At 75.1% G+C, this 22,951-nt stretch carries 22 protein-coding genes; 15 read left to right on the top strand and 7 right to left on the bottom strand.

Annotated elements, in window-relative coordinates; genetic code table 11:
• Positions 1 to 14: 14 nt before the first annotated feature.
• Positions 15 to 779: a helix-turn-helix domain-containing protein gene (locus RSE42_RS17785; RefSeq protein ID WP_415297431.1), complete on the bottom strand. Its 765-nt coding sequence runs from the start codon at positions 777 to 779 to the stop codon at positions 15 to 17.
• A gap of 83 nt (positions 780 to 862) precedes the next feature.
• Here RSE42_RS17785 and RSE42_RS17780 point away from each other — a divergent pair, with 83 nt between their 5' ends.
• Positions 863 to 1,291, top strand: a complete 429-nt coding sequence (locus tag RSE42_RS17780) for a VOC family protein (protein WP_034655429.1) — start codon at positions 863 to 865, stop codon at positions 1,289 to 1,291.
• 277 nt (positions 1,292 to 1,568) lie between these two features.
• A complete protein-coding gene (locus RSE42_RS17775; RefSeq protein ID WP_157446563.1) occupies positions 1,569 to 1,733 on the top strand; it encodes a hypothetical protein in 165 nt (54 codons plus the stop codon).
• Positions 1,734 to 1,803: 70 nt separating this feature from the next.
• On the opposite strand, the gene RSE42_RS17770 is transcribed toward RSE42_RS17775, so the two are convergent.
• Both RSE42_RS17770 and RSE42_RS17765 read right to left on the bottom strand, forming a co-directional pair.
• Positions 1,804 to 2,619: a uracil-DNA glycosylase gene (locus RSE42_RS17770; protein WP_034655427.1), complete on the bottom strand. Its 816-nt coding sequence runs from the start codon at positions 2,617 to 2,619 to the stop codon at positions 1,804 to 1,806.
• 126 nt (positions 2,620 to 2,745) lie between these two features.
• Positions 2,746 to 4,224 (bottom strand): multidrug effflux MFS transporter, encoded by a 1,479-nt coding sequence (locus RSE42_RS17765; protein ID WP_415297430.1) that lies wholly within the window; start codon positions 4,222 to 4,224, stop codon positions 2,746 to 2,748.
• A 123-nt stretch (positions 4,225 to 4,347) separates the two neighbouring features.
• On the opposite strand from RSE42_RS17765, the gene RSE42_RS17760 reads away from it, so the two are divergent.
• Positions 4,348 to 4,488 (top strand): hypothetical protein, encoded by a 141-nt coding sequence (locus RSE42_RS17760; RefSeq protein ID WP_170982149.1) that lies wholly within the window; start codon positions 4,348 to 4,350, stop codon positions 4,486 to 4,488.
• A gap of 52 nt (positions 4,489 to 4,540) precedes the next feature.
• Positions 4,541 to 4,681 carry a hypothetical protein gene (locus tag RSE42_RS17755; protein ID WP_157446567.1) on the top strand — a complete coding sequence of 47 codons (141 nt, stop codon included), beginning with the start codon at positions 4,541 to 4,543 and terminating at the stop codon, positions 4,679 to 4,681.
• A 98-nt stretch (positions 4,682 to 4,779) separates the two neighbouring features.
• On the opposite strand, the gene RSE42_RS17750 is transcribed toward RSE42_RS17755, so the two are convergent.
• The gene (locus tag RSE42_RS17750) at positions 4,780 to 5,565 is read right to left on the bottom strand and encodes an LLM class F420-dependent oxidoreductase (protein ID WP_415297429.1); all 786 of its coding nucleotides are present in this window, start codon (positions 5,563 to 5,565) and stop codon (positions 4,780 to 4,782) included.
• On the opposite strand from RSE42_RS17750, the gene RSE42_RS17745 reads away from it, so the two are divergent.
• From RSE42_RS17745 to RSE42_RS17710, 8 genes are all read left to right on the top strand, one after another.
• Complete coding sequence (locus tag RSE42_RS17745) at positions 5,564 to 6,373, top strand: DUF2993 domain-containing protein (protein ID WP_415297428.1); 810 nt, start codon at positions 5,564 to 5,566, stop codon at positions 6,371 to 6,373. The genes RSE42_RS17750 and RSE42_RS17745 overlap by 2 nt on opposite strands.
• Before the next feature lie 36 nt (positions 6,374 to 6,409).
• Complete coding sequence (locus RSE42_RS17740) at positions 6,410 to 7,561, top strand: DNA glycosylase AlkZ-like family protein (RefSeq protein ID WP_415297427.1); 1,152 nt, start codon at positions 6,410 to 6,412, stop codon at positions 7,559 to 7,561.
• A 97-nt stretch (positions 7,562 to 7,658) separates the two neighbouring features.
• Positions 7,659 to 8,957: an FAD-binding protein gene (locus RSE42_RS17735; protein WP_415298936.1), complete on the top strand. Its 1,299-nt coding sequence runs from the start codon at positions 7,659 to 7,661 to the stop codon at positions 8,955 to 8,957.
• Between the two features lie 129 nt (positions 8,958 to 9,086).
• Positions 9,087 to 10,733 (top strand): sodium-dependent transporter, encoded by a 1,647-nt coding sequence (locus RSE42_RS17730; RefSeq protein WP_415297426.1) that lies wholly within the window; start codon positions 9,087 to 9,089, stop codon positions 10,731 to 10,733.
• On the top strand, positions 10,730 to 10,897 hold the full coding sequence (locus RSE42_RS17725; RefSeq protein WP_076404313.1) for a methionine/alanine import family NSS transporter small subunit: 168 nt from the start codon (positions 10,730 to 10,732) through the stop codon (positions 10,895 to 10,897). The genes RSE42_RS17730 and RSE42_RS17725 overlap by 4 nt, the downstream gene beginning before the upstream one ends.
• A 235-nt stretch (positions 10,898 to 11,132) precedes the next feature.
• A complete protein-coding gene (locus RSE42_RS17720; protein ID WP_021483556.1) occupies positions 11,133 to 12,083 on the top strand; it encodes an ABC transporter substrate-binding protein in 951 nt (316 codons plus the stop codon).
• 144 nt (positions 12,084 to 12,227) lie between these two features.
• Positions 12,228 to 13,235, top strand: a complete 1,008-nt coding sequence (locus RSE42_RS17715; protein ID WP_061267902.1) for an amino acid ABC transporter permease — start codon at positions 12,228 to 12,230, stop codon at positions 13,233 to 13,235.
• Between the two features lie 74 nt (positions 13,236 to 13,309).
• The gene (locus tag RSE42_RS17710) at positions 13,310 to 14,074 is read left to right on the top strand and encodes an amino acid ABC transporter ATP-binding protein (RefSeq protein WP_415298934.1); all 765 of its coding nucleotides are present in this window, start codon (positions 13,310 to 13,312) and stop codon (positions 14,072 to 14,074) included.
• Positions 14,075 to 14,172: 98 nt separating this feature from the next.
• Here the strand turns inward: RSE42_RS17710 and RSE42_RS17705 are convergent, their stop codons facing one another.
• Positions 14,173 to 14,385, bottom strand: coding sequence for a hypothetical protein (locus RSE42_RS17705; RefSeq protein ID WP_143311064.1), 213 nt, complete (start codon positions 14,383 to 14,385; stop codon positions 14,173 to 14,175).
• An 82-nt stretch (positions 14,386 to 14,467) separates the two neighbouring features.
• On the bottom strand, positions 14,468 to 15,484 hold the full coding sequence (locus RSE42_RS17700) for a hypothetical protein (protein ID WP_415297425.1): 1,017 nt from the start codon (positions 15,482 to 15,484) through the stop codon (positions 14,468 to 14,470).
• A gap of 396 nt (positions 15,485 to 15,880) precedes the next feature.
• On the opposite strand from RSE42_RS17700, the gene RSE42_RS17695 reads away from it, so the two are divergent.
• Complete coding sequence (locus tag RSE42_RS17695; RefSeq protein WP_415297424.1) at positions 15,881 to 19,666, top strand: TM0106 family RecB-like putative nuclease; 3,786 nt, start codon at positions 15,881 to 15,883, stop codon at positions 19,664 to 19,666.
• Positions 19,667 to 19,911: 245 nt separating this feature from the next.
• Positions 19,912 to 20,682, top strand: coding sequence for a hypothetical protein (locus RSE42_RS17690; RefSeq protein ID WP_415297423.1), 771 nt, complete (start codon positions 19,912 to 19,914; stop codon positions 20,680 to 20,682).
• A 108-nt stretch (positions 20,683 to 20,790) separates the two neighbouring features.
• Here the strand turns inward: RSE42_RS17690 and RSE42_RS17685 are convergent, their stop codons facing one another.
• Positions 20,791 to 20,994, bottom strand: a complete 204-nt coding sequence (locus tag RSE42_RS17685) for a cold-shock protein (protein ID WP_009861351.1) — start codon at positions 20,992 to 20,994, stop codon at positions 20,791 to 20,793.
• Between the two features lie 652 nt (positions 20,995 to 21,646).
• Here RSE42_RS17685 and RSE42_RS17680 point away from each other — a divergent pair.
• Complete coding sequence (locus tag RSE42_RS17680; protein WP_415297422.1) at positions 21,647 to 22,900, top strand: branched-chain amino acid ABC transporter substrate-binding protein; 1,254 nt, start codon at positions 21,647 to 21,649, stop codon at positions 22,898 to 22,900.
• The last annotated feature ends 51 nt before the right edge of the window (positions 22,901 to 22,951 follow it).

The following is a 22,951-nucleotide window of genomic DNA, read 5'->3' as shown; positions in this document are numbered from 1 at the left end:
GGCTGCGCCGTCCGTCAGGACCGAGGGCGCGGTCCTGGTGACGGCGCGCACACGCGGTCGACGAGCTCGGTCACGGCAGCCCGCAACGGTCCCGGCGGCGCGCCCGCGTCGAGCGCGAGGGCGGCGCGGTCGAACGCCGCGGACAGCAGGAGCGTCAGCGCGTCGAGACGTTCCTCGTCCGCGAGGTCTCGTGCGACGTCGTCGCCCGCGCCGGAGCCATTGCTCGCGCTGCCCCCGCCGGGCTGGGCGCCGAGCGCCGCGCCGAGCCCTTCCCGCAGGGTGCGGCGCGCGTGGCGGGCGTCGAGCGCGTCGGCCTCTGCGGGGCCGAGCACGGCGGGTGCATCGACGAGGAGGAGCCGCGTGCGGCCGGGTTCACCCATCGCGTCGAGGTAGGCGCGCGCACCCTCCACGAGCATCGCGCGGGCGTCCGGGGCGTCCGGGGCGTCCGGGGCGTCCGGGGCGTCCGGGCCGTCCGGGCCGTATGGGGTGTCCGGCGTGTCCGGTCGTTCCGCGGCTGCCGTGCCGGGATCCGCGGCGGTGCGCTCCTCGATCTCCCGGGCGACCGCTTCCGCCTCGGCCTCGGCGACGGCGCGGAAGAGGTCCTGCTTGTCGGCGTAGTGGTGGTACAGCGCGCCGCGCGTGACGTGCGCGGCGGCGGCGATCTGGGGCGTCGACGTCGCGGCGTACCCGGCGCGGACGAAGAGGTCGCGCGCGGCCGCGACCAGGGCCGCGCGGGTCGCGTGGGTGCGTTCGGCGTTGGTCCGGCGGCGCTCTTGCATACCGACAGACTGTAGGCCATCCTCGATACATACAGCCTGTTGGTTTCTGCGACCACCCGGTCGCCGACGACGAGGAGAAGACCGTGCGCATCACGAGCTGGTACCCGGTGCTCATGACCGGCGACGTCGCAGGGACCGTCGCGTTCTACCGCGACCACCTGGACTTCCGGCCGCTCTTCACGAGCGACTGGTACGTCCACCTCCAGTCCGCGCACGACGCGTCGGTGAACCTCGCCGTGCTCGACGGCGACCACGAGACGATCCCGGAGAGCGGCCGGGGTCGCGCGGGCGGGCTCCTGCTCAACCTCGAGGTCGAGGACGTCGATGCCGTGCACGCGCGCCTCGTCGCCGCGGGACTGCCGATCCTGCGCTCGCTGCGCGACGAGGCGTTCGGGCAGCGGCACTTCATCACTGCCGACCCGAACGGGGTGCTCGTGGACGTCATCACGCCCATCCCGCCGACGGGGGAGTTCGTCGAGCAGTACGAGGAGTCCGCCCTCCCGACGGCATAGCCGGCGCGCGCGTCCCCGAAGGTCGCTTGGGGGTTGGGGCTTGGGGCTTGGGGCTCGAGGGCTGGGGTTCACGGTTCAGGGCTGAGAGGCGCAGGACCCCCGGCGCGGGGCGCAGGTTTGCCGCTCACGGCTCGGCCGGACGGGACGGGATGTCACGAACCGGCCCCGTGTCCGTCCCTCTTCGAGGAGCAGTGCGACGCCCCGCCGTCGTCGCGTCCTCTCCCGGGAACGGCCGCGTCCGGCGGCGTCGTCCGGGAGCCGTCGAAGGAGAGCAGCAATGTCAGCAGCATCGTCCCCGCTCGAGCGCGAGCTGCGGCGCATGGAGGTCATCGCGCGCCGGGAGCAGCTCCGTCTCGTCGGCCGCGTCGCCCCGCGCGTGGCGGAGCGCCGCCGCTGGGCCGACGCACCGCGCCGCCAGTCCCCGGCCACCGCCGCCCGCTAGCGGCGGTCGGGGCTCGCGGCCCGGAGAGTCCGGCGGCTCGCCACCGTGCGCGGTCGCGAGCGCGCGCACGTCAGGCCGGTGCGCCGAGGCCCGCGAGCTCGCGCGCCCGGAGCAGCACGTCGTCGAGCATCTGCGGGGTGAGCCGGCCGGTGAACGTGTTCTGCTGGCTCACGTGGAAGCACCCCAGCAGGGTGAGGGTCTGCTCCGGGGGCGGGGGGCCGCCGTCGGGCACGACGCCGGGGAGGGACGCCCCCGGAGTGGGGCGAGGGGTGGCCCGGCGCAGCGTCACCTCCGCACCGTGCGCGAACCGGGGCCGCGGACGCGGCACCGCCCAGCCCTGCTCGGCGAGCGTCGAGAGCAGCGCCTGCCACCCGAAGCCGCCGAGGACGACGGCGACCCGCACCGTCGCGCCCAGCAGCTCGACCTCGCGCGCGAGGTACGGGCCGCAGCGGCGGCGTTCCTCCGGAGTCGGCTTGTTGTCCGGGGGCGCGCACCGCACCGGCGCGGTGACGCGGATCCCGGTGAGGCGGAGGCCGTCGTCGGCGGAGACCGACGTCGCCTGGTTGGCCAGGCCCGTGCGGTGCATGGCGGCGAAGAGGAAGTCGCCGCTGCGATCGCCCGTGAACATGCGTCCTGTGCGGTTGGCCCCGTGCGCGGCGGGCGCGAGCCCGACGACGACGATCCCCGCCTGCTCGTCACCGAACCCGGGGACGGGGCGGGCCCAGTAGTCGTCGTCGCGGAACGATGCCCGCTTGACGTGGGCGACGTGCTCGCGCCAGGCCACGAGTCGCGGGCACGCCCGGCACTCGACGAGGTGGGCGTCCAGCGCCGCGAGCGTCGGCGCCGTCCGGGCCGCGAGCGGGTAGGCGGGGTCGTCGGGCGTCACCCGCCCATCCTGCCCGGACCCCCACCCGCCCGCGTCTCGTCTGCCCAGCACGGGATCGGCGACCGACATCCGCGAGATCCGGTCGCCGATCCCGTGCTCAGCGGGCGGTAGGGCCGTGGTCGGCCGTCAGGTCTGGCGGTTCGTCGGCGCCGTCGCGCCGGCGAGCGCCGCGTTGTCGTGGGGAACGTCGGCAGCCGAGACGGCGCCGTCGTGGGGCGCGTCGGCGGACGGGAGGGTAGGCCCGTCGGGAGCGTCCGGGAGGTCTGTGGCCGGGGCGGGGACAGCGACGGCGGGGTCGGGCGTGCCGAGGGAGCCCGCGGCGTCGGCCGGGAGCGGTGCGCCGAACGTGTGCCGCAGGCCGAGCAGCACGGCCCCCGCGACCACGACGACGCCGAACATCACCGCGGCCATGGTCACCGGCGGTGACCCGCCGAGCAGGCCGGTCACCGGCGCGACGACCGCCCCGACGCCGAACTGGAACGCGCCGATGAGGGCCGCGGCGCTGCCGGCGCGGTGCGCGTTGCGCTCGAGCGCGATGGCCGGGACGGACGGCATGACGAAGCCCGCGGTGCCCAGCGTGAGCACGATGAGCGGGACGAGCCACGCGAGCCCGCCACCGGCGAGCGCGGCGACGAGGAGCCCGCCCGAGAGGACGAACCCGGCCGCGACCGCACCCTGGAGGATGCGCTCGGGCGTGACGCGCCCGACGAGCGCGCCGTTGATCTGGCTGCCCGCCGTCACGGCCACCGCGCCCACGCCGAAGACGATCGCGTACTGCTGCGCGGACATCCCGTAGAAGTCCTGGAACACGAACGTCGACGCGGAGATGTACGTGAACATCGCGGCCATGTAGAAGCCGGCGATGAGCGCGAGACCGATGAACGACCAGTCCCCGAGGAGCGAGCCGTACGAGCGCAGGGCCGCGACCGTGCCGCCGCTGCGGCGGCGTTCGACGGGCAGCGTCTCGCGCAGCCGCAGGAGCACGAGCACGAAGAGCACGGCCCCCACGACGGCGAGCGCGACGAACATGCCGCGCCACGACCCGAGGCGCAGGAACTGCGCGCCGATGGTCGGCGCGAGGATGGGCGCGACGCCCACGACGAGCATGAGCCGCGCGATGACCTTGCCGATCTGGTAGCCCTCGAACGAGTCGCGCACGATCGCCATGGACAGCACCATCCCGGCCGCCGCGGAGAGGCCCTGGACGAACCGCAGGCCCGTGAGCGCGGCGACCGAGCCGGCGAAGACGATCCCGACGGACGCCGCCACGTACACCGCGAGGGACACCAGCAGGGGAGCGCGGCGGCCGACCGCGTCCGAGACCGACCCGATGAGGAGCTGGCCGAGGGCGAGGCCCGCGAGGGTCGCGGTGAGGGTGAGCTGGACGCGGGACTCGGTCGTGCCGAGCTCGTCCACGATGCGCGGGAACGCGGAGAGGTAGAGGTCGATCGTCAGCGGCCCGACGGCGGTGAGCGCGGACAGCAGCAGGACGAGACCGGCGCTGATGCGCCCGGTGCGGGCCGCGGGGCTCGGCGAGGGTGCGGTGCCCGGGCGGGCGGCGACGGGCGCGGTCGGCGCCGGGGTCGCGGGTGGGGTGGAGGCCATGACAGCGGCAACCACCGGTGGTGCGCCGCGTGTTCCCGCACGGCGTACGTGATCGGATGCTGAGACGTGCGGCGGGTCAGGCGCGGTCGGCCCGGGCGGCGGCAGCCCGCGCCGGGCCCGCGCGTGCTCCAGCCGGTCGTCGAGCGCGCCCGCGAGAGTGAGCGCGGCGTCGTGCAGGTGTGCGGCGCGCTCGGCGTCATCGGGCGCGCCGTCCGGCGGCTGCACGACACCGAGTCGTCGCCCTGGCGCACACTGTCGTACTGACGGCGGGGGGCGAGAGCGACGGGACCAGAGCGACAGGACGGGAGGGCGGACGGTGCACCGATCGGCGTGGTGGTGGCGCGCAGGGCTCCTGCTCGTCGTGGTCGGCGTCGGCGTGGCGGTCGTCGCGGCCGACGACGGCCTGCGCTCGGAGGTCCACGCGGCCCTGTCGAACCTGGCGCGCGCCCTCTTCTGACCAGACCGTCCCGCCGAGCACGGGGTTGCTGTCGTCCTGGGCGTCGGAGCGACAGCAACCCCGTGCTCGGCACCCCGGCGGCGCGGGCAGCGCCGGGGTCAGCCCTGGGCGTCGCGCCAGGTGATCCACTCGCGCACGAGGGACAGGTCGTAGTCGGGCCCGCTCGTGCCGACGGTGAACAGGGTCGCGCCCGCGGCGACGAGCGCGTCCGCGGACTCCGCCGGCGGCCGGGACACGGCGACCGAGCGCTCGACGAGCGCAGCGGCGTCGCGACCCACGGCCGCGCCGTGCTCGTCGAGGATCGCGCTCTTGCGCGCGAGCGTCTCCGCGTCGCCGAACGAGTGCCAGACGTCCGCGTGCTCCGCGACGACGCGCAGCGTCTTGCGCTCGCCGCCTCCGCCGACGAGCACCGGGATGTCCCGGGTCGGCGTCGGGTTCGAGGCTGCCCAGCGGGCCTTGATGCGCGGGAGCGCCGCGGCGAGGTCGGCGATGCGGCCGCCCGCGGTGCCGAACTCGTACCCGAACCGGTCGTAGTCCTTCTCGAACCAGCCCGCCCCGATCCCGAGGATCAGACGACCGCCGCTGATGTGGTCGACCGTCCGCGCCATGTCGGCGAGGAGGTCCGGGTTGCGGTAGCTGTTGCACGTGACGAGGGCGCCGATCTCGACGCGCTCGGTCTGCTCGGCCCACGCCCCGAGCATGGTCCAGCACTCGAAGTGCTTGCCGTCGGGGTCGCCCGTGAGCGGGAAGAAGTGGTCCCAGTTGAAGATGACGTCGACGCCCAGGTCCTCCGCGCGCAGCACGGCGTCGCGAACCTGGGCGTAGTCGGCGTGCTGCGGCTGGAGCTGGACGCCGATGCGGAAGGGGTGCCGAGGAGAGGTCATGCTCGGAATCTACGTCCGGGCCGAGAACGACGACACCCCGCGTCGAGCACGACCTCGTCGGCGCCACGAGCGTCAGAACGACGGCAAGGTCGTGGTCGGCGGACCTAGGGTGGGGCGCATGAAGCGACTGGTGGGCCTGCTCGTGACGCTCGTGGTGCTCGTGGCGGTCGCCGTCGTGGCCGACCGGGTGGCGGTGCGCGCCACCGAGCGCGGGGCGGTCACGGCGTTCGAGCAGCAGGCGGACGACGTGTCCGGAGCCCAGATCGACATCACCGGCTTCCCGTTCCTCACGCAGCTCGTGCGCGGCTCGCTGACGCACGTCACGGGCTCCGCGGACTCCGCGTCGTTCGGCGGCTACGCGATCTCCGACCTCCAGGTCGAGGCCGACGGCGTGAGCACGTCGGAGCCGTACCGGATCGCGTCGGGCACGGCGTCGGGCGTCATCGCGGCGGAGTCGCTGCAGCAGGTGGTCGCCGAGCAGAGCGGTCTCGACGTCGACGTCACCGCGACCGGCGGCGTGCTCTCCCTGGGCTTCGAGCTGCTGGGCACCACGATCACGGTCGACGTGACGCCGCGCGTGTCCGGGCCGGCCGAGCTCGCCGTCGACGTCGTCGCGGTCCGCACCGGCCTCGGCACGATCTCGGTCGACGACCTGCCGTCCGGGCTCTCGGGCGCGCTGTCCGACCTGCGCGTCCCGCTCGACCTGCCCGACGGCGTCGCGCTCGACTCCGTGTCCGCCGTCGAGGGAGGCGTGCGCGTCGCGGTGACGGGGACCGACGTCGTCGCCGCGGACCTGGTGGCCTCGTGACCGGGGCAGCGCGACCGTCGTGACCGGGGCGGGGTCGTGAGCACCGAGGCGGTCGACGGGCGCCGCGTCCTCGCGGCGCGCCTCGCCGCGCACCGGCTCCGCTCGCCCGACCTGCCCGACGTGCCGACCGCCGTCGGGCACCTCGTGGCGGTGCAGGGGCAGGAGTTCCACCCCGCCCTGTGGGGCCTCACGCGGCGGCTGCGGCCGGACGCGCGGCCGGGTGCGGCGGGCGCGGTCGCCGCGTGCGACCGCGGGGAGGTGCTGCGCACGCACGTGCTGCGGCCCACCTGGCACCTGGTCCGGCCCGACGACGCGCGCTGGCTCCTCGAGCTCAGCGCGCCCCGCGTCCACCAGGCCAACGGGACGCTGTACCGGCAGGTGGGGACCGCCGGGCACGGGCCGGAGACCGACCTCGTCGTCGCGGCCGTGCAGGAGCGGCCCCGCACGCGCCGCGAGCTCGCGGCGCTGCTCGCCGCGCACGGCCGTCCGCTCGAGGGCATCGCGCTCGGCTACGTGCTCATGCGTGCCGAGCTCGACCGGCTGCTGGTCAGCGGGCCGCTCGACGGCAAGCAGCAGACGTACGCCGCGTTCGACGACCGCGTCCCGCCCGGCTACGGGCCGCTCGGCGAGCGGTTCGACCGGGACGCCGCGCTCGTCGAGCTGCTGCGCCGCTACCTCGCGAGCCGCGCGTACGCGACGGTCAAGGACGTCGCCCAGTGGTCGGGCTTCACGTTCACCGACGTGCGGCGCGCGCTCGACCTGCTCGACGACGAGGTCGTGGCCGTGCCCGGGGCGGGTGCGCTCGACGGGCTGACGCTCTGGCGGCTCGCGGACCCCGGCGACCGCGTGCTCGACCCCGCGCCGTTCGTCGGTGCGCTCGCGCCCGACGGCGACCCCGCCCGGCCGGTCGTCGACCTGCTGCAGAGCTACGACGAGCTCTTCCAGTCCTTCGGCGAGTCGCGCAGGGTCGTCGTGGCCGACGGCGTCGACCTCGGCGACCGGCTCGGGTCCTTCATCCATGCCGTCGCGGTCGACGGCGTCGTCGTCGGGCGGTGGCGCTGGGTCGTCGGGACACGTGACGTCGTCGTCGAGCCGCAGTGGCGCCGCGCGCCGTCGCCCGCGGAGGAGGCGGCATTCGCCGCCCAGGCGGACGCGGTCCGCGCCCACTGGGGCACGCTCCTCGCGTGACGAGCCGCCGAGCACGGGATCCGCGACCGGAACGGCCCCGGGACGGTCGCCGATCCCGTGCTCGACGGGGGCGGGCGGGCTAGAGGGTGGCAGGGTGGTGGGTGTGACGGACTTTGGCGCTCCGCGTCTCGCTAACTGGGCCGGGAACCTCACCTACGGGTCCTCCGGGGTCGCGCACCCCGCGAACCCGGAGGAGCTGGCCGACGTCGTGCGGCGGTCGGCGCGCGTCAAGGCCCTGGGGTCGCGGCACTCGTTCGGGGACGTCGCGGACACGACGGGCACGCACGTCGTCCTCGACCGGTACGACGACGGCCGCGCCCCCGTCGAGGTCGACCCCGCCTCGGGCGTCGTGTCGGTCGCGGCGGGCCTGCGGTACGGCGACGTGACGCGGCACGTCCAGGCGGCGGGGCGGGCGCTCGCGAACCTCGCGTCGCTCCCGCACATCTCGGTCGCGGGGTCGGTCGCGACGGCGACCCACGGCTCGGGCGACGCGGTCGGCTCGCTGGCGAGCGCCGTCGTCGGGCTGGAGCTGGTCACGGGCGACGGCGAGCGCCGGACGCTGCGGCGCGGCGACGCGGACCTCCCCGGCGCGGTCGTGGCGCTCGGGGCGCTGGGCGTCGTGACGCGCGTCGAGCTGGAGACGGTCCCGACGTTCGACGTGCGCCAGGACGTGCACGTCGGGCTGCCGTGGGACGCGGTGACGGCGCACTACGACGAGATCACCGCGTCGGCGTACTCGGTGAGCCTCTTCACGGACTGGGGGCCCGACGGCGTCCAGCAGGTCTGGCGCAAGTCGCGCCTCACCCCGGGGGAGGCCGGCGCGGCGCGGGCGGAGCTCTTCGGTGCGACGCCCGCCACCACGATGCTGCACCCCCTGCCCGGCATCGACCCCGTGCACTGCACGCCGCAGCTCGGCGAGCCCGGCCCGTGGAACGAGCGGCTGCCGCACTTCCGGCTCGACTTCACGCCGAGCAACGGCGCCGAGCTGCAGTCGGAGTACCTCGTGCCGCGCGCCCGGGCCCAGGAGGCGTTCGCCGCGATGCGCGACCTCGGCCCGCGCGTCACCCCGCTGCTCCAGGTGGGGGAGATCCGCACGGTCGCGCCCGACCCCGAGCCGCTGTGGCTCAGCCCGTTCGACGGCCCGGCCGTCGGCGTGCACCTCACGTGGAAGCCCGTGCCCGACGACGTCGCGCGCGTCCTGCCCGACGTCGAGGCCGCGCTCCTCCCGCTCGGCGCGCGCCCGCACTGGGGAAAGCTCTCGCACGCGCTCGTCCACGCCCCGGGCTCCGTCGCGGCGCTCTACCCGCGCGTCGACGACTTCGGCGCGCTCGCGCAGCGGTACGACCCGCAGGGCCGCTTCCTCGGCGGGTACGTCGAGCGCCTGCTCGCGGGCTGAGCGCCGCGCCCCGGCTCGCACGGTGCGCGACCGGTCGCTACGGTCGTCCGAGCACCGAGAGGCTCGCCGCCGCGCCGATCCGCACGGCACCCGCGCGGGCACGGCACGACAGAGGTACCGAGGAGAACTGTGGCAGCGACCGGCACGGCGGGCGGGGAGCCCGCGACGCAGAATCCGCGCGAGGAGTGGACCGGGCAGGTCGGCTTCATCATCGCGGCCATCGGCTCGGCGGTCGGGCTGGGGAACATCTGGCGGTTCCCCGGCGTGGCGTACGAGAACGGGGGCGGGGCGTTCCTCGTGCCGTACCTCGTCGCCCTGCTCACCGCGGGCATCCCCATCCTGTTCCTCGACTACGCGATCGGGCACCGCTTCCGCGGCTCGGCCCCGACGGCGTTCCGGCGGATCGCGCGGTGGCTCGAGGGCCTGGGCTGGTTCCAGGTGATGATCTGCTTCGTCATCGCGCTCTACTACACCGCGGTCATCGCGTGGGCCGTGAGCTTCTTCGTCTTCTCGTTCGACCTGCGCTGGGGCGACGACCCGGCCGCGTTCTTCACGGGCGACTACCTCCGGCTCGCCGACCCGGGCGTGAGCCTCGAGTTCGTCCCGGCGGTGCTCGTGCCGCTGGTCGCGGTCTGGGTCGTGACGATCGTCGTCCTCGCGCTCGGCGTGGCGAAGGGCGTGCAGCGCGCGAACACCGTGTTCCTGCCGCTGCTCGTCGTGGCGTTCGCGGTGCTCGTGGTGCGCTCGCTGTTCCTCGAAGGCGCGGCGGACGGGCTGAACGCGCTGTTCACGCCGGACTGGTCGGCGCTCGGCGACGCCAACGTGTGGATCGCCGCCTACAGCCAGATCTTCTTCTCGCTGTCGATCGCGTTCGGGATCATGGTCACGTACGCGTCCTACCGCCGGCGCCGGTCCAACCTCACGACGCCGGGGCTCGTCGTCGCGTTCTCCAACTCCTCGTTCGAGATCCTCGCCGGCATCGGCGTCTTCGCGACGCTGGGCTTCCTCGCGCACGAGCAGGGGGTCGGCGTGGGGGAGCTCGAGGGCATCAGCGGGCCGATCCTCTCGTTCGTCACGTTCCCCGCGATCGTGTCGCAGATGCCGGGCGGCCCGATCTTCGGTGCGCTGTTCTTCGGGTCCCTCGCCATGGCGGGGTTCACGTCGCTCCTGTCCATCCTCCAGGTCGTGTCCGCGGGGTTCCAGGAGAAGTTCGGCTGGACGCCGCGGCAGGCGTCCGTGCGCCTCGGCGTCGTGAGCGCGGTCATCTCGGTCCTGCTCTTCTCCACCACCACCGGCCTCGTCGCCCTCGACACCGCCGACCAGTGGGCCAACAACGTCGGCATCGTGGGGTCCGCCGTGCTCATGACCGTCCTCGTGCTGTGGGTGCTGCGGCGCGGACCGGAGCTGCGCTACCACCTCAACGCCGTCTCGACGTTCCGCCTCGGCCCCTGGTGGCAGGTGCTCGTCGCCGTGCTGGCACCGCTCGTGCTCGGCTACATGCTCGTGTCCAGGATCGTCACGCTCGTCGTCGACGGCTACGAGGGGTACCCCGCGTGGTACCTCGCGCTCGTCGGGTGGGGCGCGATCGCGTTCATGGTGCTCGCCGCGCTCGTGCTCACGGCGATGCGCTGGCGCCGCAGCCCCGACGACTTCGTCCCCTGGCCGCCGTACCCGCCGGGTGACGCCTCTGCAGGACCGGGCCGGGCGCCGTCGGGCCGCGGGACGGCCGGCCGCACGACTGCCCCGGCCGGTGCCGACGGGGAGGAGACCCGATGACCACCTCGGCCGTGATCCTGCTCGTGCTCGCGATCGTCGTCGTGTGGGGCGGGCTGCTCGTCGCGATCCTGCGACTGCGCGCCCAGCCCGAGCGGGCGGACTACCCGCCCGGGGACGAGGACGACCACCGCGAGGACGAGGCGCCCGCCGCACGCGACACGTAGCCCGCGCCGGCCGCGCCGAGGGCGGGTGCAGTTCGTCACGGTTCGGCCTCGATGTCCCCGCCGGTTTGGTGAGCGGGGCCGAACGGCCCCACACTCGTGCGCAGGTGCCGCGCACCGCCGGGTCCTCTGTTCCCCGTACGTTCCTCTGCCCTCACGGGCCGGGTGCTGACGTAACACGACGGAGACGATCGGTGTCTACGCTGCCCCTGCCCGGCCCCCACCGATCGGAGACACCATGCGTACGACCCCGCGCAAGCTCCCCCTCACCGGCCTCGTCGCGCTCGCCGCGACAAGCACCCTCCTGCTCGCCGCGTGCACCGACGCGTCCCAGACCGGGACGGACGGCAGCACGTCGGGCTCCGGTGACGAGACGTCGGCGGCGCCGTCGTTCGACCCGTCGACCGTCGAGGTCGACGACGCGGCCGCCGCGCTCCTGCCCGAGGACGTCGCGTCCGCGGGGACGCTCGTCGTCGGCTCGAACACCGAGTACGCGCCCGCCGAGTTCATCGACGCCGACGGCAAGACGCCGATCGGGTTCGACATCGACGTCATCAAGGCCGTCGGCGCGACGCTCGGGCTCGACGTCGAGGTCCAGTCGGCCGACTTCCCGGCGATCATCCCCGCGCTCGGCACCAAGTACGACGCCGGGATCTCCTCGTTCACCATCACGGAGGAGCGCATGCAGGAGGCGAACATGATCGCCTTCCTCAACGCGGGCTCCGCCTACGCGGTCGCGTCGGGCAACCCGGACGACATCGACCCCGAGAGCCTGTGCGGCGTGACCGTCGCCGTGCAGACGGGCACGGTCCAGGACGAGGACATCGCCGTGCAGAGCCAGGCGTGCACCGACGCCGGCGAGGAGAAGATCGACATCCTCCAGTACGACTCGCAGTCCGACGCCACGACGAACGTCGCGGGCGGCAAGGCGCAGGTCCTCTACGCCGACTCGCCGGTGATCGGCTACGCCGTCGAGCAGACGGGCGGCCAGCTCGAGCAGCTCGGCGACGTGTTCGACAGCGCGCCGCAGGGCGTCGTCGTCGCGAAGGACGACACGGAGCTCGCCGCCGCGATCCAGGCAGCCCTGCAGTCGCTCATGGACAGCGGCCAGCTCGAGGAGATCCTCGGGGCCTGGGGCAGCGGCGACGCGGCCCTGGAGACCGCCGAGCTCAACCCGTCCGTCGGCTGACGACCCCCTCGCCAGCCCCCGTCCGTCCCGCCGTCCCGCGGGCGCCCACCCGGCGCCCGCGGCCGGCGGCCGGGACGACCGCGCGGACGACGACGACCGCGCGGCCCGGCTCGTCCCCCGAGCCCCGACCCCCCGAGGTGCACCATGACGACCGGTAGCTCCCCCCGCGGCGCCGCCGCCGGACCGGCCGACGACCCGGTCCCCGACCGCATCCACGCCGTCCCCGTCCCGCGGCCCGGCCGGTGGATCTCCGCCGCCCTGCTGCTCGTGCTCGCCGCGATGGCGGCCAACGCCCTGCTGACGAACGAGAAGTTCCGGTGGGACGTCGTCTGGCTGTACTTCCGCGACGTGACGGTCGTGCGCGGCGTGGGCTGGACGCTCGTGCTGACGTTCGGCTCGATGCTCATCGCGATCGTCCTCGCCGTGCTCCTCGCGATCATGCGGCGCTCGGACAACCCCGTCATGCGGTCGGTGAGCTGGGGCTACATCTGGTTCTTCCGCGGCACCCCGATCTACACGCAGCTCGTGTTCTGGGGCCTCATCTCGGTGCTGTACCCGCGCCTGAGCCTCGGCATCCCGTTCGGGCCGGAGTTCTTCGAGTTCCGCACGGCGGACCTGTTCACCGCGTTCGTGTGCGCGCTCATCGGGCTCTCGCTCAACGAGGCGGCGTACCTCGCGGAGATCGTGCGCGCGGGCCTCGGGTCGGTCGACCCGGGCCAGACCGAGGCCGCGAAGGCGCTCGGCATGAAGGACGGCAAGATCCTCACGCGCATCGTGCTGCCCCAGGCCATGCGCGTGATCGTGCCGCCCACGGGCAACGAGACCATCTCCATGCTCAAGACGACGTCGCTCGTCCTCGCGGTGCCGTTCACGCTCGACCTGCAGTACTCGACGAACGCGATCGGCAACCGCCTCTTCCTGCCGATCCCGCTGCTCATGGTCGCCGCCATCTGGTACCTGCTCATCACGAGCGTCCTCATGGTCGGCCAGCACTACGTGGAGCGGTACTACGGCCGCGGGTTCGGCACGCAGGCGCCGACGCGGCGCCGCGGGCGCGGCCCGGGCGGGCGCGGCCGCAAGCCGAACCGGCAGGACCTCATCGCCGCGTCCGGCACGACGAAGGACGACCCCTTCCTGGAGGTGACCCCGTGAGCGGGACGCACGACACGGCATCCGCGGCGCCCCGGACCTCCCCGGAGGCGGGCCGCTCCACCGACGCCACCCCGATGGTGCAGGTCGAGGGCCTGCACAAGATGTTCGGCGACCTGCACGTGCTCAAGGGCGTGGACCTCGAGGTCGCGCGCGGCTCGGTGTGCGTCGTGCTCGGCCCGTCGGGCTCGGGCAAGTCGACGCTGCTGCGCTGCGTCAACGAGCTCGAGGAGATCACGGGCGGCCGCGTCCGGGTCGACGGCGAGCTCATGGGCTACCGCGAGGTCACCAAGGACGGCCGCACTCGCCTGCACCGCCTGCACCCCAAGGTCGTGGCGCGGCAGCGCTCGCGGATCGGCATGGTGTTCCAGCGCTTCAACCTGTTCCCGCACATGACGGCGCTCGAGAACGTCGCCGAGGCGCCCGTCCAGGTGCGCGGGCTGAGCAAGGCGCAGGCGCGGGCGCGCGCGTCCGAGCTCCTGGACCGCGTGGGCCTCGCGGACCGCGCCGACCACTACCCGGCGCAGCTCTCCGGCGGTCAGCAGCAGCGCGTGGCCATCGCGCGGGCCCTCGCCATGGATCCCGAGCTCATGCTGTTCGACGAGCCGACGTCGGCCCTCGACCCCGAGCTCGTCGGCGAGGTGCTGGCCGTCATGCGCGACCTCGCGCGGTCCGGCATGACGATGATGGTCGTGACCCACGAGATCGGGTTCGCGCGCGAGGTCGCCGACACCGTGGTCTTCATGGACGAGGGCGTCATCGTCGAGCAGGGCACCCCGGAGCAGGTGCTGGAGGACCCGCAGCACGAGCGCACGCGGTCGTTCCTCGCCCACGTGCTGTAGACGGCGTCCGGCACCGGCGAGGGAGCCTCACGAGACCGGCCCGGCGCCTGGGCGGACCCTCGACGGGTCGACCGCGGGCAGGCGGGTCGGTCTCGCGCTCAGCCGGCGCGGCGGCGGCGCGGGAGCGCGGGCGCCCCGTGCGTGGGCGCGAGGCGGGGCGAGAGCCCCGTGGGGCGGGCGACCGTGACCATCTCCCCGCTGAGCGCCCTGCCGAGGTGCACGAGCGGCAGCATGTTCTCGTGCTCGACCACGAGGGCGTCGTAGATCGGGGTCTCGCTGTCGGGGGTGGGAGAGGAAGATCGCGTCAGCACGCCTCCCACTGTCGGTGAGGGACGTGTGTTCCGCGACCGGAAGCGGTGACGTGTCCGTGAGGCGTTCGTGGAGACCGCCGGGTCACCAACCCCAGTCGCCCCAGTCCCAGCCGCCCCCGCCGCCGTCCCCGTCGCCGCCGTCGTTCCCGTTGCCGCCGCCGTTCCCCGGCCCGTTCCCCGGACGCTCCTCCTGCTCGCGGTCGTCCTGCTCCTTCTGGCGGTCGTCGAGCTCCTGCGAGCGCTTCGCCGCGTCCTCCTCGGCCTGCGCGACGGCCTCCTCGCGCTCGGTGAGCTGGGCCGTCGCGGCGTCGAGCTCGGCACGCTGGGCGTCGAGGTCGGCCCGCTCGGACTCGAGCTGCTCGCGCTCCGCCGCGACCTCGCTCTGCACGCGCTGCGCCTCGGCCCGCTCGCGCTGCGCCTCGCCCTGCGCCGAGAGCGTGAGGCCGATGCCCACGAGCAGGCCGACCGCGACGCCCGCGAGGCCGACCGCCGTCGGGACGAGCCAGCGCCGCCCCCGCTCCGGCGCGTGGTCGCCGTCGTCGTCGGCCGCGGGCAGGGCGAGCGGCCCCACCGGGACGACGCCGGACCGCCCGGCCCGGGCCGGGACCGTCGGGGCTGCACCCGGGGTGGCGGACGGCGTCGGGCGCGCGGCGGGCGCAGGCGTCGCCGGGCGGGCGGCCGGGCCGGGCGACGGGCGCGCGGCCGGGTCGTCGAGCATCCCGCCGAGCGCGGGCAGGATCATCGTCGAGCTCGCCACGGGGTGGTCCTCCACGGCGCCCGGGATTGGCGGGGCGGCCGGGACGGCGGCCGCGACGCGCGTCGCGTCGGCCTCGGGACCGACCGCCGGGGTCGCGCCCGACGAGCGGGCGCGCAACGACCGGCGGGTCGGCGCGCCGGACCCGACGGGCAGCGGCTCGGTGCTGTGCAGGACGGGCGCCTCCGGGGGCGGCACGGGGCCGGGGACGGGGGCGGCGTCGTCGGCCCAGAACACCCACCCGGGCGGGGGCGGCGGCCAGGACGGGTCCGGGTGCCACTCGGTCGTCGGGGTGAAGCCCGCGGGCACGGGCCACCCTGGCGGCGGGACGAAGCGCACGGCCATGGGTCCTCCTTCGGTGGCGCCCGCCGCGCGAGGGCGGGGGCGCCGGGAGCCGCGGGGCTCCCGGTCCGGCGTGGACGTGCCGCGGCGACGTCCGGCGACGACGCCCGGGCGGGACGTCCGACGGGAACAGTAGGGGAGCCGCGCCCGTCGGCACGAATCGCCGCATCCCGGGCACGGGTCGGCCGGAGAGCGGCGGGCGGGGCCGCCGGGGGCGGGCGGGCGGGCGGTGGAGTGTGGTCGGCGGGGGGCCGGTGGGTCGTCGGTGGGTGCGGCGGTGCGGGTGGGTGGTGCGGAGGGGTGGCGCGGACGCGTGGGTGGCCGCTGGTAGAACGGACGCAGACCGACGGACGGTCGGCGGCGACGGCCGTCGGCGGCCGTCCCGAACCGGAGGTGTGCGTGTTCCTCGTCGACGAGCCGGTGCTGCGGGCCGCGACCGTGGCCGACCGGGCCGGTGCCGGCGCAGCGCCACCCCGCGAGCAGGCGCTCGTGCTGTCGGCGAGCGACCTCATCGTCGCCGCGGACTGCGAGTACCGGCTCCTGTGCCGGCTCGACGAGCAGCTCGGGCGGGCGCCCCGCCGCGACGAGGGCGAGGACGCGATGCTGGCCCGCACGGCCGAGCTCGGCGCCCGGCACGAGCGCGCGGTGCTCGCGGGCTACGAGGCCGAGCACGGCCCGTTCGACCCGGCGACAGGCCGCGGCGTCGTGCACGTCGAGCCGCCGCGCGGCACCTCGTGGGACGAGCTCGTCGCCGCACAGGCGCGCACGCTCGCCGCGGTCGAGGCGGGGGCGGACGTCGTGCACCAGGCCGCCTTCTTCGACGGCGCGTTCCACGGCCGGGCCGACTTCCTCGTGCGCACCGGCACGGACGACGCGGGCGCGGCGCGCTACGCCGTCGTGGACGCCAAGCTCGCGCGCCGCGCCAAGGTCCCCGCCCTGCTCCAGCTCGCGGCCTACGGCGACCAGCTCCTCGCCGCGGGCGTCCCCGTGGACCCGGACGTCTCGCTCGTCCTCGGCACGCGCGAGCGCACGTCGCACCGCCTGGCCGACCTGCTGCCCGTCTACCGGGACCGGCGCGAGCGGCTCGTGCGCCTGACGGCCGAGCACGTCGCGCGCGAGGGCCGCGCCCCGTGGGACGACCCGGCGGTCCGCGCGTGCGGGCGCTGCGCCGACTGCCGCGCCCAGGTGGAGGCGCGCCGGGACGTGCTCCTCGTCGGGGGCGTGTACGAGGCGCAGCGCGCGGCCCTGCACGCGGCGGGGATCCGGACGATCGACGAGCTCGCCGCCGCGACCGACGATACGCCGGTCCCGGCCGGGATGAGCCGGTCGACCTTCGCGCGCGTGCGGCGCCAGGCCGGGCTCCAGCTCGGCACCGGCCCGTCCGACGGCACGGTCGTGTGGGCCGACGCGTCCGGGCCGCACGAGCTGTCGTGGCGCATCGACGACCCGGCGCCCGTGCTCGCCCTGCCGGAGCCCAGCCCGGGCGACCTCTTCTTCGACTTCGAGGGCGACCCGCTGTGGACGGACGCCGGCGGCACGAGCTGGGGGATCGACTACCTGTTCGGGTGGGTCGAGCGCCCGGCGACGCCCGAGGGCCGGCCACCGTTCCACGCCCTGTGGGCTCACGACCTCGCGGCGGAGCGGGACGCGCTCGTCGCGTTCGTCGACCATGTCAACGCGCGCCGCCGCGTCCACCCCGACCTGCACGTCTACCACTACGCCGACTACGAGCGCGCGCACCTGCTCGCGATCGCCGCGCGGCACGGCGTCTACGAGGAGGAGGTCGACGACCTCCTGCGCGACGGCGTCCTCGTCGACCTGTACGCCGTCGTGCGGCAGGCGCTGCACGTTTCCGACCGCTCGCGGTCCATCAAGAAGCTCGAGCCGCTCTACATGGGCGACGAGCTGCGCACCGGAGACGTGACCACGGGCGCCGCGTCCGTCGTCGCGTACGCCGAGTACACCGCCCTGCGCGACGCGGGCCGCAGCGAGGAGGCGGCCGAGCTCCTGCAGGGGATCGCGGACTACAACCGGTACGACTGCGTGTCGACGCTGCGCCTCGCCGCGTGGCTGCGCGAGGCGGCCGCGGGGGTCGCGGACCGTGACGTCACCGGGGATACCGCGGCCACGGCTACGGCCACCGGCACGGCCGCCACGAGCGTCGGCGCCACCACCGTCGCGGCTGCCACGACCGGTGGGGTCGACGAGACCGGGGCCGGGGAGCGCGAGCGGTCCTCCGCGGTGCTGCTGGAGGAGGAGATCCGGCAGGCCGTCGGTGAGGACCGCGCACGGCGCACCGCGGACGAGCAGGCGCTCGCGATGTACGGGGCGGCGGCCGGGTACCACCGGCGCGAGGCCAAGCCGTTCTGGCACGAGCACTACTCCCGGCTCGCGTTCCCGCCCGACGAGTGGCTGGGGCGGCGGAACGCGTTCCTCGTCGAGCAGGCCGAGGTCGTCTCGGGGTGGGAGGTCGAGCCGGGACGGCGCACGTGGTCCCGGCGCCTCGAGCTCGTCGGACGGCTGCCCGAGGGCAGCGACCTGCGCGTGGGCGTCGCCCCGTTCGTGCTCTACGACCCGCCGCTGCCGCCCTGCGCCCGGACGGCGGTCGACGGCGTGCGGGGCTGGCTCACCGGCGGGGCGATCCTCGACGCCGGGCGCCGCGCGACGCCGGCGGGCGAGCGCGACGTTCTGGTGGTGCGCGAGCAGCTCCCGACGAGCGCGGAGCCGTTCGACGCGACCCCGGTCGCGCTCACCCCGTCGCCCGGGCCGGGCACGAAGCCGCTCGAGGCCGCGACCGAGGAGGCCGCACGCCGCGCTCTCGCCGCCTGGCGAGCCACGGGCTCGCTCCCGCGGGACGCCGCGACCGACCTGCTGCTGCGCCGGCCGCCGCGCCTCGTGCCCGCCGGTCCGGCCGCGCCCGACGTCGCCCCGGGCGGAGCCGCCGCAGCCGACGGCGTCGGCAGCGTGACGGGCGGCGCGCTGCCGCCCGTCGCGGACGACGTCGTCGACGCGGTCACGGCGGCCGTCGAGCGGCTCGACGACTCGTACCTCGCGGTGCAGGGCCCGCCCGGGACGGGCAAGACGTACGTCGGCGCGCGGGTCGTGGCGCGGCTCGTCGCGCAGGGGTGGCGTGTCGGCGTCGTCGCGCAGTCCCACGCCGTGGTCGAGAACCTGCTGCGCGCGGTCGTGCTCGGCGCGGGCGTGCCGCGCGAGCTCGTCGCGAAGAAGCTCGCGACGGACGGGCCGTCGCCGCGCGCCGTGTACGCCGAGCTCGACGGCGCCCACCTCGCCGCGTTCGCGACCGAGCCGGGGCCGCGCGTCGTCGGCGGCACCGCGTGGGACTTCGCCGCCGAACGGCTGCCCGCGGGCACGCTCGACCTGCTCGTCGTCGACGAGGCGGGCCAGTTCTCGCTCGCGAGCACGGTCGCGGTCGCACGGGCGGCCCGCCGCCTGCTCCTGCTCGGCGACCCGCAGCAGCTCCCGCAGGTCAGCCAGGGCCGTCACCCGGAGCCCGTCGACCGCTCGGCGCTCGCCTGGCTCGCCGACGGCCACGGGGTGCTGCCCCCCGAGCGCGGGTACTTCCTCGCCACCACGTGGCGCCTGCACCCGGACCTCGCCGCGGCGGTCTCGACGCTCTCCTACGAGGACCGGCTGCGGGCGCACCCGCTCGCCGCGGCCCGCCGCCTCGACGGCGTCGCGCCCGGCGTGCGGCAGGTGCTCGTGGAGCACGCGGGCAGCACCGTGCGCTCGACGGAGGAGGCGGCCGAGGTCGTGCGCCAGGTCGCGGACGTCCTCGACCGGTCCTGGACGACGACGGTCGACGGCGTCGCGCACGAGCGTCCGCTCGGGCAGGGCGACGTGCTCGTCGTCGCCCCGTACAACGCGCAGGTGTGGGCGGTGCGCGGCGCTCTGCGCGACGCGGGCTACCCGGACGTCGAGGTCGGGACGGTCGACCGGTTCCAGGGCAAGGAGGCTCCGGTCGTCATCCTCACGCTCGCGGCGTCGTCCGGGCACGAGGCGTCGCGCGGGCTCGGGTTCCTGCTCTCCCGGAACCGCCTCAACGTCGCGGTCTCGCGTGCGCAGTGGAGCGCGGTCGTCGTGCGCTCGCCCGGGCTCACCGACACGCTGCCCCGCTCGGCCCGCGGTCTGGAGGAGCTCGGCGCCTTCCTGGCCCTCACGTCCTGACGGGCGGCGGTGCCCGGCCGCGGGGCCACCGGAACCGTGCACACCGGAAGCCCTCGCCGGAGCATCCGGCCGGAACCGTGCACACCGGAAGCACCCGCCGGAGCCTCCGGCCGGAACCGTCCGCACCGGAAGCACCCGCCGGAACCACGGGCCGGTGCGCGTCGTTGGTCGGGGAGTGAGCCGTACCCGGCCACGACCCCGGCGCGAGCGCACCGCTCGGCGCCCCCACCCCCGGAGGACGACCCATGGGATTCCTGGACCGGCTCCTCGGCCGCGAGCCGCGAGACGACGGCGGCGCGCCGCAGCACACGGGCCCCTACGGCGCCCAGCCCCCGACGCAGCCCGCGAACCCCTACCCGACGCAGTACCCGGCCCAGCAGCCCGCGTACGGCAGCGCCCCGCAGGACGCTCGGCCCGCGGCCGGGCAGCGTACGCCGGACCAGGTGGCGATCGACCGCTACCGCTACCTGCTGCGCACCGCCCCGCCGGACGCCGTCGAGCAGGCGCACGCCGAGGCCTTCGCGCGGCTCACGCCGGAGCAGCGCCGGCAGGTGCTCGCCGAGCTCGGCGAGCAGGTCCCGGCGGGCGAGCGGGCGACGTCGGACGCCCCGCAGGACCTCGCGCGCATGGCGACGCGGGCCGAGATGCGGCAGCCCGGGACGCTGGAGCGCACCTTCGCGGGCCGGGGCCAGGCGGGCCCCGGGTTCGGCGCGATGGTCGGGTCGAGCCTGCTGGGCACGATCGCGGGCGTCGTCATCGGGTCCGCCGTCGCGAACGCCCTGTTCGGGCCCGCGTTCGCCGACCCGAGCCAGCCCGTGGCCGAGGACGCGGCCGCCGAGGACCCGGGCGCCGGCGAGGACCCGGGTGCCGCCGAGGGCGACGCTGACGGCGGCGCCGTCGAGGCGTCGGGCGGGGAACCCGCGGGCGGTGCCGACGGCGGCTTCGACGACGGCGGCTTCGGCGGAGGTTTCGACGGCGGAGGCTTCGACGACTTCGGCGGCTTCGGCGAGTTCTGAGGCCGCCCCGCCTCGCTGCCCGGAACGCACGAGTGCCCCCGACCGGACGGTCGGGGGCACTCGAGGAACGATCGATCGGTGCGGCGAGCCGCTACCGAGGAGATCGGGTCAGACGGGGCGGATGTTCTCCGCCTGCGGGCCCTTCGGGCCCTGCGTCACGTCGAACTCGACGCGCTGGTTCTCCTCCAGCGTGCGGAAGCCCTGCGACTGGATCGCGGAGTAGTGCGCGAACACGTCGGCCGAGCCGTCCTCGGGGGCGATGAAGCCGTAGCCCTTCTCGCTGTTGAACCACTTCACGGTTCCGGTAGCCATTGTTACTCCTTCAAGAGTGTGGAAACACCCCCCGCGGGCGCAGGGGAGTACATCACGGTGTTCGTCGTCAACTCTTGGGTAACAAGGTCCGCCGGGCACCCGCCGGGTGGCGGTCACGTCGACGCGAGGACAAGCGAGGCACTGCAATCTCGGAGACAACCGTACATGGTAGGCCCCCTCTTGGCCATGGGTTGCCGCGAGCTGTTGTGCCGTCCCCCGCGGCGTCCGCGGTGGCAGGTGCGGGGAGCGCGCGGGGAGGCGCCCGGAAGGCCCCCGGACACTCCCCGTGAGGCGCCCGGAGAGCGTGACCGGGAAGCGCGTCGAGGACTCAGAACGGGACGTTCGTACCGTTCACGGAACGAAACGAGACCCTTGCGTTACGAGTCGGTAACAACTCCCTGCGTCCCACGAAACCCGATCCGCCTACGTTCGCGTCACCCAGGAACGCGGAGGCGCCCCCTCCCGCGGATTCGTGGGTCCGGAGCCCTCCGAGATGCCGCGGAGGGCTCCGGACGGCGCGACCGCGGGGAGGTTTCGTCCCCGGGTGACCTGTGTCACTATTCAGCACGCAATTCAGTGTTGAATTCAGCGATCGACCGCGGAGAGAGGCGGCTTGGCTGCCTCCGCGGGGATCAGGACCACGGAGGTTGGCATGCATCGCACAGCACGACGGGCGAGCGGGGGTGCCGCCCTGCTCCTCGCGGCCACCCTCGTCCTCACCGCCTGCGGTCCCCAGTCCCAGGGCGGCGGCGACGAGACGACCGGGACGTCGACCGAGACCGACGACGGCGGCGGCTCGGCCGACCTGAGCATCGTCCCGTCGGTCCAGATCGACATCGACGGCGCCGAGGTCGAGGCGACCGCGGCCGGCAACCCGGCGGACCCCGCCGGTGACGGCAGCGCCGAGTGCGCCGAGGGCACCTCGATCGCGGTGGCCGGAGCTCTCACGGGCCCGAACGCCGCGCTCGGACTCAACATCCAGTACGGCGCCCAGGTCGCGGTGGACGCGTTCAACGAGGCGAACCCGGGCTGCCAGGTCACGCTCAAGCCGTTCGACACCGAGGGCGACCCGCAGAAGGCGACCCAGGTCGCGCCGCAGATCGTCGGCGACGCGAGCGTGCTCGGTCTGCTCGGCCCCGCGTTCTCGGGCGAGACGGCCGCCACGGGCGACGTGTTCAACCAGGCGGGCCTGCTGTCGCTCACGGCGTCGGCGACGAACCCCGACCTCACGAAGAACGGCTGGACGAACTTCTTCCGCGGTCTCGCGAACGACGCCGTCCAGGGCCCGTCGGTCGCGAAGTACCTCGTCAACACGAAGGACTTCGGCAGCGTCTGCGTCGTGTCCGACAACTCGGACTACGGCATCGGCCTCGCGCAGCAGATCACCGAGGGCCTGGGCGACGCCGCGAACGAGGACTGCGCCGCCGAGGTGAAGACCGGCGACAAGGACTTCTCGGCCGCCGTCCAGATCATCTCCGGCGCCGACGCGGACGCCGTCTTCTACGCCGGCTACTACGCGGAGGCCGCGCCGTTCGTGCAGGGCCTGCGCGACGGCGGCGTCGACATCCCGTTCGTCTCGGCGGACGGCACGAACGACCCGCAGTTCGTCTCGCAGGCGGGCGCCGCGTCGAAGGGCGCGATCCTCTCCTGCCCGTGCGGCCCGGCCCCGGAGGACTTCGCGGCCACCTACGAGGAGACGAACGGCCAGGCGCCGGGCGTGTACTCGGTCGAGGGCTACGACCTCGCGACGATCATGCTCACGGGCATCGCCTCGGGCGTGACCGACCGTGCTGGCCTGATCGACTACGTGGCGAACTACTCCGGTGAGGGCCTGGCCCGCGCCTACGAGTGGGACGACATGGGCGAGCTCGCCTCGGCGCTCATCTGGATCTACGAGGTCCAGTAGTCCGACGACGACGGGCGCCCCGCCCCGACGTCCCCGCCCCGCGCGGGGACC

Source organism: Cellulosimicrobium sp. SJTW-1 (assembly GCF_047716875.1).
Classification (GTDB): domain Bacteria; phylum Actinomycetota; class Actinomycetes; order Actinomycetales; family Cellulomonadaceae; genus Cellulosimicrobium; species Cellulosimicrobium funkei.
The sequence above is the reverse complement of the archived record's forward strand: the minus strand, read 5'-3'. Positions and strand labels throughout refer to the sequence as shown.

Excerpts from the sequence above, each read along its gene's own strand:
- RSE42_RS17745 (WP_415297428.1), top strand. The coding sequence starts at position 5,564 with ATGCTCGGAATCTACGTCCGGGCCGAGAACGACGACACCCCGCGTCGA.
- RSE42_RS17715 (WP_061267902.1), top strand. The coding sequence starts at position 12,228 with ATGACGACCGGTAGCTCCCCCCGCGGCGCCGCCGCCGGACCGGCCGAC.
- RSE42_RS17680 (WP_415297422.1), top strand. The coding sequence starts at position 21,647 with ATGCATCGCACAGCACGACGGGCGAGCGGGGGTGCCGCCCTGCTCCTC.
- RSE42_RS17690 (WP_415297423.1), top strand. The coding sequence starts at position 19,912 with ATGGGATTCCTGGACCGGCTCCTCGGCCGCGAGCCGCGAGACGACGGC.
- RSE42_RS17720 (WP_021483556.1), top strand. The coding sequence starts at position 11,133 with ATGCGTACGACCCCGCGCAAGCTCCCCCTCACCGGCCTCGTCGCGCTC.
- RSE42_RS17775 (WP_157446563.1), top strand. The coding sequence starts at position 1,569 with ATGTCAGCAGCATCGTCCCCGCTCGAGCGCGAGCTGCGGCGCATGGAG.
- RSE42_RS17785 (WP_415297431.1), bottom strand. The coding sequence starts at position 779 with ATGCAAGAGCGCCGCCGGACCAACGCCGAACGCACCCACGCGACCCGC.
- RSE42_RS17710 (WP_415298934.1), top strand. The coding sequence starts at position 13,310 with ATGGTGCAGGTCGAGGGCCTGCACAAGATGTTCGGCGACCTGCACGTG.
- RSE42_RS17725 (WP_076404313.1), top strand. The coding sequence starts at position 10,730 with ATGACCACCTCGGCCGTGATCCTGCTCGTGCTCGCGATCGTCGTCGTG.
- RSE42_RS17765 (WP_415297430.1), bottom strand. The coding sequence starts at position 4,224 with ATGGCCTCCACCCCACCCGCGACCCCGGCGCCGACCGCGCCCGTCGCC.
- RSE42_RS17750 (WP_415297429.1), bottom strand. The coding sequence starts at position 5,565 with ATGACCTCTCCTCGGCACCCCTTCCGCATCGGCGTCCAGCTCCAGCCG.
- RSE42_RS17700 (WP_415297425.1), bottom strand. The coding sequence starts at position 15,484 with ATGGCCGTGCGCTTCGTCCCGCCGCCAGGGTGGCCCGTGCCCGCGGGC.
- RSE42_RS17685 (WP_009861351.1), bottom strand. The coding sequence starts at position 20,994 with ATGGCTACCGGAACCGTGAAGTGGTTCAACAGCGAGAAGGGCTACGGC.